Annotated in this window: 14 protein-coding genes; 11 read left to right on the forward strand and 3 right to left on the reverse strand. The window is 45.2% G+C overall.

Features of this window, described 5'->3' with window-relative positions:
- Positions 1 to 26 precede the first annotated feature (26 nt).
- The 3 genes from IEY24_RS12025 to IEY24_RS12035 all read left to right on the forward strand — a co-directional run bounded on the left by IEY24_RS12025 (position 27) and on the right by IEY24_RS12035 (position 1,661).
- On the forward strand, positions 27 to 602 hold the full coding sequence (locus IEY24_RS12025) for a DUF416 family protein (RefSeq protein WP_188931988.1): 576 nt from the start codon (positions 27 to 29) through the stop codon (positions 600 to 602).
- Positions 603 to 862: 260 nt separating this feature from the next.
- Positions 863 to 1,183: a BON domain-containing protein gene (locus IEY24_RS12030; protein ID WP_308420575.1), complete on the forward strand. Its 321-nt coding sequence runs from the start codon at positions 863 to 865 to the stop codon at positions 1,181 to 1,183.
- A 316-nt stretch (positions 1,184 to 1,499) separates the two neighbouring features.
- Positions 1,500 to 1,661, forward strand: coding sequence for a hypothetical protein (locus IEY24_RS12035; protein ID WP_188931990.1), 162 nt, complete (start codon positions 1,500 to 1,502; stop codon positions 1,659 to 1,661).
- Between the two features lie 82 nt (positions 1,662 to 1,743).
- Here IEY24_RS12035 and IEY24_RS12040 read toward each other — a convergent pair whose 3' ends face one another.
- The gene (locus tag IEY24_RS12040; RefSeq protein WP_188931992.1) at positions 1,744 to 2,190 is read right to left on the reverse strand and encodes a hypothetical protein; all 447 of its coding nucleotides are present in this window, start codon (positions 2,188 to 2,190) and stop codon (positions 1,744 to 1,746) included.
- Between the two features lie 482 nt (positions 2,191 to 2,672).
- Here IEY24_RS12040 and IEY24_RS12045 point away from each other — a divergent pair, with 482 nt between their 5' ends.
- Positions 2,673 to 3,098 carry a response regulator gene (locus IEY24_RS12045; protein WP_188931994.1) on the forward strand — a complete coding sequence of 142 codons (426 nt, stop codon included), beginning with the start codon at positions 2,673 to 2,675 and terminating at the stop codon, positions 3,096 to 3,098.
- Between the two features lie 80 nt (positions 3,099 to 3,178).
- On the opposite strand, the gene IEY24_RS12050 is transcribed toward IEY24_RS12045, so the two are convergent.
- Complete coding sequence (locus IEY24_RS12050) at positions 3,179 to 3,412, reverse strand: helix-turn-helix domain-containing protein (protein WP_229222039.1); 234 nt, start codon at positions 3,410 to 3,412, stop codon at positions 3,179 to 3,181.
- A gap of 510 nt (positions 3,413 to 3,922) precedes the next feature.
- On the opposite strand from IEY24_RS12050, the gene IEY24_RS12055 reads away from it, so the two are divergent.
- Both IEY24_RS12055 and IEY24_RS12060 read left to right on the forward strand, forming a co-directional pair.
- Positions 3,923 to 4,612, forward strand: a complete 690-nt coding sequence (locus IEY24_RS12055; RefSeq protein WP_188931995.1) for a response regulator transcription factor — start codon at positions 3,923 to 3,925, stop codon at positions 4,610 to 4,612.
- A gap of 66 nt (positions 4,613 to 4,678) precedes the next feature.
- Positions 4,679 to 7,921, forward strand: coding sequence for a ligand-binding sensor domain-containing protein (locus IEY24_RS12060; RefSeq protein WP_188931996.1), 3,243 nt, complete (start codon positions 4,679 to 4,681; stop codon positions 7,919 to 7,921).
- Here the strand turns inward: IEY24_RS12060 and IEY24_RS12065 are convergent.
- Positions 7,903 to 8,550 (reverse strand): response regulator transcription factor, encoded by a 648-nt coding sequence (locus IEY24_RS12065; RefSeq protein ID WP_188931997.1) that lies wholly within the window; start codon positions 8,548 to 8,550, stop codon positions 7,903 to 7,905. The two genes, IEY24_RS12060 and IEY24_RS12065, sit on opposite strands and share 19 nt — an antisense overlap.
- 788 nt (positions 8,551 to 9,338) lie before the next feature.
- Between IEY24_RS12065 and IEY24_RS12070 the strand changes: the two genes are divergently transcribed.
- The 5 genes from IEY24_RS12070 to IEY24_RS12090 form a co-directional block, all read left to right on the forward strand.
- Positions 9,339 to 9,731, forward strand: a complete 393-nt coding sequence (locus tag IEY24_RS12070; RefSeq protein WP_188931998.1) for a helix-turn-helix domain-containing protein — start codon at positions 9,339 to 9,341, stop codon at positions 9,729 to 9,731.
- A gap of 41 nt (positions 9,732 to 9,772) precedes the next feature.
- Positions 9,773 to 10,156 (forward strand): helix-turn-helix domain-containing protein, encoded by a 384-nt coding sequence (locus tag IEY24_RS12075; protein WP_188931999.1) that lies wholly within the window; start codon positions 9,773 to 9,775, stop codon positions 10,154 to 10,156.
- Between the two features lie 608 nt (positions 10,157 to 10,764).
- A complete protein-coding gene (locus tag IEY24_RS12080) occupies positions 10,765 to 11,415 on the forward strand; it encodes a hypothetical protein (RefSeq protein ID WP_188932000.1) in 651 nt (216 codons plus the stop codon).
- Between the two features lie 44 nt (positions 11,416 to 11,459).
- On the forward strand, positions 11,460 to 12,836 hold the full coding sequence (locus tag IEY24_RS12085; RefSeq protein WP_188932002.1) for a hypothetical protein: 1,377 nt from the start codon (positions 11,460 to 11,462) through the stop codon (positions 12,834 to 12,836).
- Positions 12,837 to 12,869: 33 nt separating this feature from the next.
- On the forward strand, positions 12,870 to 13,081 hold a 212-nt coding region (locus IEY24_RS12090), incomplete at its 3' end, for a hypothetical protein (RefSeq protein WP_188932003.1).

Below are 13,081 nucleotides of genomic sequence, written 5' to 3' on the forward strand. Positions count from 1 at the left end.
ACTAAACCAAAAAGCACTTTCGAAACATGTCCAGGTATCCGGCCAAAATAAGAAAAAGACTAAACGTATTATCCGACAAGGCAAGACTGCTCTTTGGCGCACTGACCTGCGAGCACCTGTATCCAAACTATGTTGCTTTTCAGCAAAAGGCTGAATGGGGTGATGCGCACATACTGTGCCTCGCAATAGATGCGATCCATTTACGACTGAGTGATGACATTTCCAGCTCGCCTGCTCAAATCGTGGGGTTAATGGACTGTGTAGAGTTGATAATGCCGGACATCAACCAATGCCCGGACTCTATCAGTCAACGGGCAAAAGATGCCTGCATCATCACATTAAGCAGTCTGGAATATATGATTACCAATGATATCGAGAGCATTGTCGCTGTTGCAACTTATGCCAGGGATGCGTTCAAAACATCCGAGCAAATACAGGACGGGGTCAGGTCCGATAATGTTAACAATCAAAGACCAAATACCACGAAATCAACGAGCATAATAAGGGAAATCCGGCGGCAAATCCATTTAATTCAAGAGCTATCCAAGCCGGATAATCAACAGATCACCGCAGCACTAATAGACTCGTTGCGAAGAAAATAGCCAATCATTAACAGCACCCATCTTTAAAATTAGCACCCATTTTACTTAAATAATTAAAAATAAAATTACACCAATACACCACAAATAGATGCGGTAAAAATCTAGTTATCCAGTCAGTTTTAGATATGACATAGATAATAGTCGATATTCATTTAGGAAATATATTCGACAACATATATCAAATACAAAACATTTAATTAAGGGAAGCTTAAATTCAAATTCATACTTTTCATTGTTTTTGAAGAATACATGGTTAATTATTGCAAAAAATAATCAACTATAAATTCAAAGCTATGGGCCTGTTATCTTTTATTAAAGGTGTTGGGATTAAAGTATTCAATAAAAATGAAACTATTGAAATAGTTCATCCCGAAGCCGCCGAACCACTACGCGCAGGCGCTTTGATGGCACATGTCAAGTCTCTGGGCCTCTCCTATCACAATCTGACTATTAAGACGTCCAATGAAACGGTAACCCTTGAAGGGGAAGTTGCCAAACAAGAAGATTCAGAAAAACTTGCATTGGCAATTGGCAACGTAGAGGGGGTTGAGTTGGTAGAATGTAGTTGTTTGAATTCATAGCATTTTACCTACCAATTTAAATAAAAAAAAACTTTCACCAAATACCTAATAAATCGTAAATCCAAACCTGAATATTCAGGATGGATATCGAAATAATATTGTTAGCTCAAATAACCATTCCTGTTACTGTAATAATCAATATGCAAGATGAAATCCTCCAATATTTTCGTCTACCTGGAACTCACCAAGTTTACCCAGAATTCGTCCCTAGAGGTGAGTTCAATTAAATCAGAGCTGATTGCCCAGCACGCCTATTTCAAAATCATTCCCTCCAATCTATTCTCGGATTATCTATCTACCGACTGGAATTCACTATGTGAAAAAGTCAACAGACTCGGGCCTGTGGTTGATTCGGGGGGGACGCGTGGTTGTCAACAACATTAAACATACGATTCAAAACATGACCGACACCGAATGCTTTGAGATAGCACTGAGCCTTCAGGCGCTTCAACAGAAAGTCGCCGACGAGTTTCGTTAAGCGATCGGATGCAAGTTTAAAACGAACGCCCCAAGCTTTCACAATGAAAACTTGGGGCGGGGCAAACCTGATAGCAAATGGATTAATTGGGAGTCAGTAAGGCTAATTTACCTTCATCTTCCTTAATTTTCTCCCTGAGCGAGTCCACATTGCGACGCAGCTTCGCGAGGTTATCCGCCGCTTTTCTTGCCCGCTTGGCATCACGACTGGCAGCGGATGCAGCTTTGCTGGCCTTTCTGGCCAATTGTTTGTCCTGAGGGTCGGTACTCAGTTCGCCGGCGGCCACCTTATTCTCCTCTGCTGATCGTTGGGCGCGTTCGGCTGTACTGGCTGTTTCATCGACCGCATGTGGGATTTGATTCTCAAGTTTGGCGAGTTCAATTTTGCTATCGTTCAACCGCTTGTTTAGCGCCAGAATCTTTTTTTGGTCATTTAATGCCTTCAATGAATCCTGCGAAACGACCTGGGCTGAAACCCCGCTATACGACAGTAGGGCCAGCAACACATAAAACACAAATGCAATTCTCATATAAAATTTGAAAAATATAATAAAAAGGATGCGCTACATCCCATCCCAGGAGATAGCCGGAAAACGATAAGAAATGTTAAAGAAACAACCCGGCGATCAACCGTGCCGGGCTGTAAAACCTCTATCACTATGTTTTATATACGTTATGCAAATTCTATTTCCTGACTTATACAAATCTTGCTGATTCAGGCGAATCCATCGCAGACAGATACCGCCTGTTACAGGACATTTCTAGGTATTTTAAAGGTGAATTCTGTCCGGTTGGTCGTAGATTAGAAACAGGATTGCCTTTCTACGCCTGATCAAGGTGGGGGAACGCTGCCTTTGGGAAGGTATGACTCCATGTATCAGACGGTTACAATTAACCCTTGCAAAAAGCGCAAAAAAGAATGCCTTTAACGGTTAGTACTTCCCCTATGATACCTATCTTAGGTATCATTTTGCGATGATCAATGAAACGGTGAGCAAATCAGAGATTAGGAGTGAACGTCCCAATAAATATTTTAATCATTGAAGATCACGACATTGTCGTTTGGGCTCTGGAAAGAATGCTCACAAAAGCGATCGAAGGCGCCGTGATTAAATCAGCCCCAAATTTTGACAGGGGCCTGCAAATTCTGTTGCAAAGCCCTGTCGACCTGGTCATTTTGGATATTGGTGTGCCGGGAGGAAATACTGTCGAGACAATTCAGTATCTGAGAAATGTGCAAGCAGAAGTAAAAGTATTGATTCACACCGGTTTGCCCGAAAAAGAATTTGCAGCTGCATATCTGATTGCCGGAGCGAATGGCTTTGTCTCAAAACACGCAGCATTTGAAGATGTCCTTGAGGCGTGCCAAACCGTGTTGAATAACGGAAAATATATCAGTAACTCTACTCGCGAAACGATCGAAGGTAACACAAAATAAAAGCCGGCAAAATCATAATGGTTACCTTATTCCGATGCAATGGCCTAGAACCCTGCTATTGACCAGATAGGTAAATAATTTTATACTCTTACTTTCGCTGCAAGGTCTTTCACATTTTTCACTTTCAACTTCCTGAAGATGTTTGCCCGGTAAGTGCACACAGTACTTTCCATGATATTCATCACCTGTGATATTTCCCTGGTATTCAACCCCTGCAAAACCAAATGCATAACCTCTTTTTCCCTGGGTACCAGTTTGGGCTCGTAGGGTAAAGCAACGGGGATGGCTGCCAATAACATACAAGCTGCTAACATGGGTTATCTCAGATTTGCCATCTAATTCCCGTATTATTTCACCCAAACTAAGTTGGTACAGAAATACATCGTCGATGATCAAAATCTTGCTCATTATTCTCAATAGTCAGTGATTTGAAGCATAGTCCTGGTGGATGGAGCTCGGCAGGCCTGTCCAGAGCTCTGGATGGGCCTGCATTATTCCGCGCTCCGCTAGTGTGTGCGAATAGTGCTGTATGCTTTCAGACAAACTTTATTTAACATCTTGCTTCAAACCAACCTTTCAAGCATTTTAACTCTGACTAACAAGTCGTTATCTAATAGTTAAAGTCACGCCACCTAGCACTTTTCCTGCTTCTGCTGTAAATGGGTTTGCAAAGTTAATTGCGACCAGCGCATTTCTGATTGGCTAAGATGCCAGTTCAAGTCGAAATGAATTCTAGTCAAATATCGAATTATAGCTTGTATAGATTTTAATCTACATACCATAGTTTTGTAGCGAAGCATCCGGAGGATCAAATACATTTACCTATGAATCAATTAACTAGAATACTTTTAGTAGACGATCACGAACTTGTTCTATGGGCTCTCGTAGCGATTATTAGAGAAAAGCTCCCGGACACCCAGGTACTTTCCGCGTCCACTTTTGATCAGGGTCTTGAGACGATTAAAAATACCCCCGTGGATCTAATCATCCTGGATATCGATGTGCCTGGTGGCAACAGTACCAAGATGATAGAAAAGCTCAAAAGTCTCCGCGCCGACATCCGGGTACTTATACACACTGCGATGGAAGAAGAAGATTATTCTATCAAATACCTCACAGCGGGTGCCGACGGCTTTCTATCAAAGGCCTCTCCACTACCCACCGTCGCAGAGGCAATACAGACTGTTCTCAGGGGAGAGAAATACATGAGTTCGAAAACCCAAAATTTGCTTGCCAACAGTTACCTCAAATCAGTCACTAATCCGACAAAACCCAAAGAAGCATCGACAATCACGCCACGGGAGGCAGAAATTATCACATTGCTCTTGCAAGGAAAGTGGACCAAAGAAATTGCATCCCAGCTTGGCATCAAATGGAGCACGGTCAGTACCCACAAGCTAAGCATCTTTGAAAAGTTTGGAGTCACCAACGTAATTCAACTCTACAAGAAAATTTTGCAAGACTATCCGGATCTGATTGATGTAAGTACGACTCAGGTCAAGCCGAAATCCTGACAACGTAGTACCCCTCGCTGTCTAAGTTGGGTACAGGTATGTACCCCCAAATGAAGTAAACTGCATATGAAAAAACTATTAATATTTTTGCTTGCCTTATGTGCTGGTTCCCCGAATACTTTATACGGGCAAGTTGGATATTCTGTCAGTCAGTTTACCGCAGACAACGGGTTACCACAAAATAGTGTAAAGGGGATCTCCTCGGATGATGATGGCTTTATCTGGTTGGCGACGGAAGATGGTCTGGTCCGTTTCGATGGTCACCATTTCGAAGTTTTCAATAGTTCCAATCTAAACATTTCCAGCAACCGTGTCGCCAGTATACGCAGTTCTGTACGGACTCACAAGTTAAAAGCATTGGACCGCCCTGAACGAGTCAAGGTCGCCTACGCAAGGTTTTGGCCACACTACTCGGTAAAGATTGAAGCGGGCCATGCTACCGCAGATTCAAACTATTACCCTAACCGCGATCGGCGCATGCTTTCGTTAGGGCTGGATATCAATGATCTGAACGACATCACCTACGTTGTCGGCCTTCCCGATCTGCTGTATTCGGATTCGACCGGCAATGACCACCACATGATTATGGCCGGCGGTGGTGAAGGTAATTTTTTCATGATTACTAAAAATAAAATCGCCTACTACCAGGATTGGAAAAAGCGCTACCAACGCCCGAGCGCTGGCAGTCAACTGTGGAATTACTTTTCGATTGGCAAAAAACTATATTACCGGATCGGTCAGGGGAATTATATCCAAATATCTCAGAGCAAGACCTCGCATTTCGCTTTTGCCCCAGCCGTAGAAGACCCGTCGAAAGACCACCAGCAAACCAAGCGACAGAAATTCTATTGGAATGGCAACTCCGAACAAGCCTTTCTTTTCTCCGGCAAGAACTTATACATGCTAGTCCAGCAGGGAAATGGCGATCTTTCCGCGAAATTGCTGGTGGAGGATTTTGACCTGCATGCATTGGGTGTCGATGTAATCTATTTGGATAATGTTTCTCAAAAAGTGTTTTTGGGCAGCCGGGTAAATGGACTTTTCGTGTTGAGCAAAACACAATTTACTCCCGTGGTAGTCAAAGGAGAGGTGGGAGAAAATGTGTTTTACGCGCAAGTCCCCTACTCTGCAAGTAGTGTGATCACGCCGACGGGCATTATTATCGGAAAGGGCCCAGTTCCCAGCCAAACCAATCATAAATTTGTCAGCCAGATCGCAAAGATCAATCCTTTCGAGAAGCGAATTATGCTTAAAAGTCGAAATGGCACAATCTGGACCAAACGTTATCAAACACTGCTTCGCATTGATCAAAAATCACTAAGACCCGATCAGGTGTGGACTTTTGAAAATGAAATCACGGCCCTATGTGAGGGCACGGATAATGATATCTGGATCGGTGTAATCAACAAAGGTTTGTACAGAGGCCAAACAGCAGCGGACAAGATTCGACCAAGGTTAATAAAAGGCCATGCTCTGACAGAAATCACTTGTCTGGAACCTGGCGGTGAAAGTGAAGTACTTGCGGGCACCTCGAAGGGACTTTACCGGGTAAATACGCTCACAGAAACGAGCTCGCTCATAGAAGGCACCCGTGGAATTCACATCAAAAGCATACATCCGTCAGATAACGGTCGGGTGTGGATAACGGGCCTGGAAACCGGGTTGATGCTCTTGACGGCTGACGGAAAGCTAACCCGCTTTCCCCTGGATCGGAAACGGTACCTGGCGAGTTCTCACTGCGTAGTTGAAGATGGGTTGGGATATCTATGGGTTACCACCAACAAGGGATTGTTTCAGGTCAAGAAAAACGATCTGCTTGTATACGCACAGAAATACTCGGGCAAAAGCAATATTACAAGTTATGGCACAACAAGGCGTTACACTGGTGGGCTTTACTACCATTATCACGCAAAAGATGAAGGATTTAACACCAATGAATTTAATGGGGAATGCCAACCCTGCGGAGTCAAGTTGGCCAGCGGATTTATATCGCTACCCTCACTAAATGGCCTGATTTGGTTTCAGCCAACTGAAATTCGTCGCCACCTGCCTGACGAAAGGATTATTCTGAGTGCAGTGGAAGCCAACGGAATCCCGGTTAGCTATTCCGGCGAGACGATCGATTTCCCGCAGAATGTGGAAGATGTGAGGCTATATTTCGCCACGGCCTATTTGGGTCATAAAGACAACCTGAATGTTTCTTATGCCGTCGTCAAACGCTCCGAGACCGTAGCTCCATCTGATTGGATACCTTTGGAAACCGACGAGCTTACTGTCAACCTGACCGGCCATTACTCGGGCGAATACTCGCTCTTTGTTAGAAAAAACAACGGTTTTGGCCTGGATAATTATGAGATTAAACACATCGGGCTGAATTTTTCCGAAAGATGGTATGAAAACATCTGGATTATCCTGGCTATCAGTGTTGCCATAATCGCGTTAGTCATCTTGGCTACTTTTGCCTATAACCGGCATAGGCTAAGATCCATGAGACAAAAGAATACCGAATTGGAAGAAGTGATAGCTGTCAGGACCGATAAATTGAGCAGAAGCTTGGAAGATCTGGAGGCCTCACGCAAAGACATGGATCAACAGATTTATTTACTTTCCCGAATTGTTGCCTCTATCAGTCATGACATACAATCTCCACTCAGATATGTTTCGTTTGCCTCCAAAAGAATTCCCGATCTGGCCGAGTCGGGCCAGATCGATGAAATTTCCAAAGTCGGTTTAATGGTTTCAAATATGTCCGACCGGATGGGTTCAATGCTCGAACAACTGGTCAGTTTCGCCAGAGCACAGCTTTACGGCAAAAAAATGACGTTCGAAACTGTTAACATCTATCAATTAATTCAGGAGAAGTATGAACTCTTCCGGGAAACAGTGCACACCAATGCAAGCGCGTTTTACAATGAAATTCCCGAAAACAAACATGTTGACGCAAGCTATCAGCTGCTTTCTATAATCATTCACAATTTGCTTGATAACGCTACAAAATATACCTTACGGGGAGAGATTCGCGTGTATCTGAACAATTCTCAACCTGACACCAAAGAGATTATTATAGCCAACACAGCTACAAATCTGCCCGAGGAAATACTTGAACTTCTTACGTTAGAAGACAACGATGCGGCTATCGAAAAGTTTTCTAATTCGAGCCAGCTAAAAGGCTTGGGATTGTTAATTGTTAAAGAAGTAGCTACCCTGGCCAACATTGCCGTTTGGGTTAGCCAAACTGATTACATTCGTTTCCATCTGCGTTTGCCCAGGCCCGGCACACTGGTCAAAAGTCAGACAGAGACTGAGTAAGATTGTGGAAAAAGCTTACTGATATCGACCTTTTCTGCTAATTCAAGAATGTTATTCACCTGCATTTTTCGAAAAATATTCGACTTGTAAAAATTGATACTGTTTACATGTATTTCCAGCATTTTCGAAATTTCCTTCGTGGTTCTGCCTTCCAGGATTAACGGCAATATCTGTCTTTCACGTTTTGTGAGTGCTTCTTTGACTTTGCTTTCCAGCTCGGTCCTTATCAGCAATCTATCATGTACCCTGTCACTGAGGTAACGGTTTCCCTTGATAACCGTTGAAATAGCAGTTAAAATTTCTTCCTTTTCGGCTGTCTTAACGACAAAGCCACTGGCTCCCCGCAGAATATAATGTTCGGCATACAGTAGCTCATCCCCCGTCGAGCAGATCAGCACCGCCGTGGAAGGAGCAATGCCGCGAATCATTTCCATTATCTTTATTCCCGAGTATTCATCCATCAAAACTTCCAGAATGACCAGATCAAACTGATCAGAAACCAGCAGTTTAAGTGCCTCCTTAAAATTCACGGCCTCAGTAACGCCAATTTCCCCGCTTAGTTCTCTAATTACCACCCTTAGGCTTAACCTCATCAAAAATTGGTTGTCTACAATTAAAACTTTTTTCATCTTCTGATTTTCTGTTCGCGATTGAATCCTGCTCGATTCAAGCAAAGTTAAATGGGCTCCAGGCAAAAATGTGCCGCTGAAATGCGGCGATGCGCAGGTAATTGATTCTAGATGATTCTCGAATAATAGCTATTCCCTTTCCTGGAATTCCGCAATAGCTTTGTGCCCAAATCCAGATGGCCTTTTCAAGGCCATGACGAGTTCACCAACCAGGGCCGCGACTCCCAGCTTGGTACACCTGCTGCCGTATGGCTCAGCTATTGACCGGCGACAGGGACTCGGAAGGTAAAGCTAGATAATACAGGACTGGTGTTTAATCCCGTGTAAAGCCATGTTTTAGACGGGATTGTTTAAGAACATCAGGCAATCACTATCAAAACCCCGGTCAGCAATACAAAATCAAACTTCGTATATACATATACGTTAAGTCATATCGTCGCCTTTGAAAGAACTTGTCTTAGTCTAGACGAGCACGTTGAGTATCACATTAGAATGACCTCCTCCCCTTGGCAGGAGGTCATCTTGTTTCTAGGCAAATCGAATTAGAAAAGGGATATCTTATCGTCTTAATTCTATTAATCCCTCGAACAGGTTCGAGACATACGGACCCTGGATTAATTTACCTTTGTCAACCTGCGTGATGGTTGAGTATATTCCGAGACCAAAGATCTGAGCGCTAGAAAGCCAATTATTGAAGTACATCCAAAAATTTTTTGCAACAAGCTAAGCCGTCGGGATACCCTCAATCCATATTGTACAATTAGTTTTATCAGCACTCTCAATAGCCTATGCACCCTGTACAAACCATTGTCGATCAAGTTAAGATATTGCGCCAGGCAGCGGGCATTTCCCAAAAAGAAATGGCCGGAAAGATCAATCTGGACGTTACCAACTACCGAAAATTGGAGGCCGGCAAGCGAAAACGGCTGGACCTTCATCAGTTACTGGTGATCGCGGATGCGTTGAAAACGGCGCCTGAACAAACCTTGGTACCAATTACGCAAAATCGTGCGTGGTCAGCCCAACCTGATATTGCATTAGCCGAATCGATGGATTTCACCAATGAGGAGTATCATTACCAGGAGGTGATCACCTTACTCCGGTCGATTATCGAAAAGCAGCATAACATCATTGCCGAGCTTAATAAGCTCTCCAACAATAGCCAAGGCTACAAGACTTGATTTTTATCAGCAAAGCCAATTTAAATCTTACCACCACAAAAATGTCCAGAGAAGACCTTATACGAAAACGTATCCGAAGCCTCCGGGAAGCAGCCGGAATGTCACAAGCCGATCTAGCTTTTAAGCTTGGAATCGACGAGAGAAGTTACGCAAGGCTCGAAAGAGGCGAACGTAAACAGCTCGACTTGCACTTGCTGATCGCTGTTGCAAGTGCTATGGATATGGACCTATTGAATCTATTAGCCCCGGTTCTTCAAACCCAACAACAAAGTCTTGAAAAGAGAATTGCCTCTGAGGAAAGAAGCAAGGATCAACCTCAAAAAAATCACTACGAGTATATCATTGCGCAGTTAATGGACATCATCGAAAGTCAAAAAAGGATCATTGAGGAGAAAAATGAAACGCTTCGAAAGGTCCCGGCCTGAGGCGGTACCGGGTTGGCAGTCAATCGGAAAACGACCAGGCAAGGCAGCAAGTAAACTTAAAGATATGGAAGCCATTCATGCTCGGCGAAGAGAGCAGGAATGGCTTAGCTTTTTTCTACCCATCCCCCGACAACAAGTCCCGGAGGTCGCAGATTCAAACAATGTGCACACTGACCAGGTATAATGCGTGTCAAGCATGATCCAGGCAGGCAAATAAGGTTACAGCAGGACACAATTTTGTCCTCGATAAACACTAATTCGACACCTGACCTGCATATTCAGACAAGAATATGGCATCTGCTCTATGACTTCCGGAGAAAAGCAGCCGATTTCCGTCCGACGGGCATGCCAATACTACCAAAACTCGTCTCAAACCTACCACAAAGTGTCTTCATCCGAACCGATTTCACCACCCATCTTTGTAATACAAACACGCACTGGTCATTGAGCTCATGATCTTCCCACGATAAGAAAAATTTCAGCGTATTGCCGGCAATCTCCGGTGATTAGTGCATTAGTCGACCATTGGTTTCCACCAAATCGCCTTTACAATTGCCTGTACTCCAACAGTTTTATCAATTTATTTCTTAATCTAATTTAAAATCCAGATGGAAAAAACAATCTACTCCCTAAGTCTATTGATGGGCCTTACCGCTTCTGCTGCCATGGCGCAAAATGTAGGGATCGGCACTACCACTCCTGCGGCCAAATTGCATGTAGTGGGCAATGTGGCTATCGAAGATGGCACCCAGGGTGCCGGAAAAGTATTGACTTCTGACGCGGCGGGTATCGCCAGCTGGCAGGCCCCTGCGGGATCGGGCGCTAGCACCGCTACTCAAACGGCCTCTTATGCAGTACCCATTGGAAACGGTGCGCAGGCAGATGCTTTTTTCGGTGTGACGGAAGGTTCTTATACAACGGTTTCAAATACGACCAATGTCATCAATTTCCCCAGTCAAAAAGCCGCATTTATCAACTACGTACTTGGTGTTGACGACGTGTCTGCATGGACAGGTTACAGCCCATTTAACCGCTTTGAGATATATATCGACGGAGTTGCCAGCGGCATCTTTATTATCATCCAGACTGAAGTGAGCGGTCACTTCGAATTGACTTTGTCCGGTGTTCGCACCCTGACTGCAGGAAACCACACGTTCGATGTAAGGGCAACCAGATGGTATAACAACGGTGCTCCTGCCAGCGCATACCAAATCTGTGGCACCATTTCTTCCAACCTGGATGTAACCTACTTGAACTAGTCGGAGAGTTGTAAGATACAGTCTTCATTTAAACAGCTTTCACGATGAAAAAAGAATACATCAGCCTGATGGCAGGTATGGCGTTACTGTTGGGGAACCAACTAGCCCACGCGCAGCTTGTCATCGACGGGGCTACTTTCAATAACTACGGCGCGGTAAGCAACCGCGAGAGCTACACGGCTGTAACGGCAACCGCTTCGGGCGCCTACACAGCTTCCTCGGGAGCAGTATTTGAGCACTATGAGACAGATGCCAACTCTCTGCGTGTCAATAACAGCTACAATGCCAACGGGTCCGGCGGGAGCACCGACAATTTCAATGGTCCGGCGGGAGCAGCCGGTGTGCAGGGAATCAGCGGTAGTGTTGCTCCTAATTTTTCCACACTTGCATTGAAGAACGGGGCGGCCAGTGCATTCAATATCACCAATACCGCTGGCGCGAACGTGTTTAATACGGCTAGCTTTGAAAACGGAATTACGACCACCGTACGAGCCAACGCGGCGACCGGCGCGCTCAGGTTCCAGGCAGGGGCTACTTACACGGGTGGGCTCACAGATGCGCAGCACGTAGACGGATACGTATCCAAAATCGGTAACACAGGTTTTGTCTTCCCGGTCGGAAGCAGCGCGGATCTGAGAACATTGGAGATTTCGGCTCCTGCCAATGCCGATGCCCATCTGAGTGTGGCATACGCGTCCGATCTGGGAGAAGCACCAAACACGCCATCGCCATCTATCAAGCGCGTATATACGGCAGGCAGTTGGGACTGGGTCGCAGTTACAGCGTCAACGATCGATCTGGATGTGACCGTATCCATCCCCAATGTGGCAGCCTTCGAATCCACGGCTTCTAACCTGAGGCTGGTCGGCTGGGACGGTTCCCAATGGCTCGATTTGAGCGGGTCAGCCAACGCGTCAGGCGTGGCCGAGAACAGTACACTCACGGGCGTAGTTCCTGCTGGCGCTGCAATTAGTCAGATCGGGATCGGTTCTATTCAGGACCTGGCAACCACCCCTGATCTGCGTCCTTTTACCATCATGCCCAATGTGACCTTTTCGACAACAGAGACCGTCAGGCCTTTCACGGTAAGGCTTCGTAACATGCGCACGGGAACTGTTGCCAGCGATCTGATCACTGTTCGTGTCTACAAGCCAACGCCTAGCTCGGTGATCGCTCTGACGGGCGCTTCGGCTGCCGAATGGACCATTACCAACTCGGGGACTTATTATACGCTGACAACTAACACAGATATCCCTGCATCACCGTTGGGCAACAGCATTACAGCTACTGTCTCGATTGCCTCTGCGACGCCTAGTGGAACTTATCCTCTGCGCGTGTTCATTCCTGACCTGTCAGGAGGAGAAGTAGTAGCCGACAATGTCAACAATAACCTGATCATACAGGTTTTCAAAAACATGTAGACGGACGCGAGTTCATACCAAAATTTTGCAATCATGAAAAGAACTAATTATTACCTAGGGTTGATTTTACTGGCGCTGTCCCTGCTCGCTCCGGGCATCGGATACAGTCAGCAAATCGACATCAACGCCGGGTACGGAAACTATGACCCGGGAACCTTTCCAGGCTATGGAAACCAGCCGGCAGCCCGCGGGATATTTTACTCCTCTGCTGGAAAAACATCCGGTGTAATTCCACCATACACCGC

This window comes from Dyadobacter endophyticus (genome assembly GCF_014641595.1).
Lineage (GTDB): Bacteria > Bacteroidota > Bacteroidia > Cytophagales > Spirosomataceae > Dyadobacter > Dyadobacter endophyticus.

What these genes read in the sequence shown, in the direction of transcription:
- IEY24_RS12025 (WP_188931988.1), top strand. Translation starts at nt 27, where the DNA reads ATGTCCAGGTATCCGGCCAAAATAAGAAAAAGACTAAACGTATTATCC.
- IEY24_RS12040 (WP_188931992.1), bottom strand. Translation starts at nt 2,190, where the DNA reads ATGAGAATTGCATTTGTGTTTTATGTGTTGCTGGCCCTACTGTCGTAT.
- IEY24_RS12050 (WP_229222039.1), bottom strand. Translation starts at nt 3,412, where the DNA reads ATGTTAGCAGCTTGTATGTTATTGGCAGCCATCCCCGTTGCTTTACCC.
- IEY24_RS12055 (WP_188931995.1), top strand. Translation starts at nt 3,923, where the DNA reads ATGAATCAATTAACTAGAATACTTTTAGTAGACGATCACGAACTTGTT.
- IEY24_RS12060 (WP_188931996.1), top strand. Translation starts at nt 4,679, where the DNA reads ATGAAAAAACTATTAATATTTTTGCTTGCCTTATGTGCTGGTTCCCCG.
- IEY24_RS12065 (WP_188931997.1), bottom strand. Translation starts at nt 8,550, where the DNA reads ATGAAAAAAGTTTTAATTGTAGACAACCAATTTTTGATGAGGTTAAGC.
- IEY24_RS12070 (WP_188931998.1), top strand. Translation starts at nt 9,339, where the DNA reads ATGCACCCTGTACAAACCATTGTCGATCAAGTTAAGATATTGCGCCAG.
- IEY24_RS12075 (WP_188931999.1), top strand. Translation starts at nt 9,773, where the DNA reads ATGTCCAGAGAAGACCTTATACGAAAACGTATCCGAAGCCTCCGGGAA.
- IEY24_RS12080 (WP_188932000.1), top strand. Translation starts at nt 10,765, where the DNA reads ATGGAAAAAACAATCTACTCCCTAAGTCTATTGATGGGCCTTACCGCT.
- IEY24_RS12085 (WP_188932002.1), top strand. Translation starts at nt 11,460, where the DNA reads ATGAAAAAAGAATACATCAGCCTGATGGCAGGTATGGCGTTACTGTTG.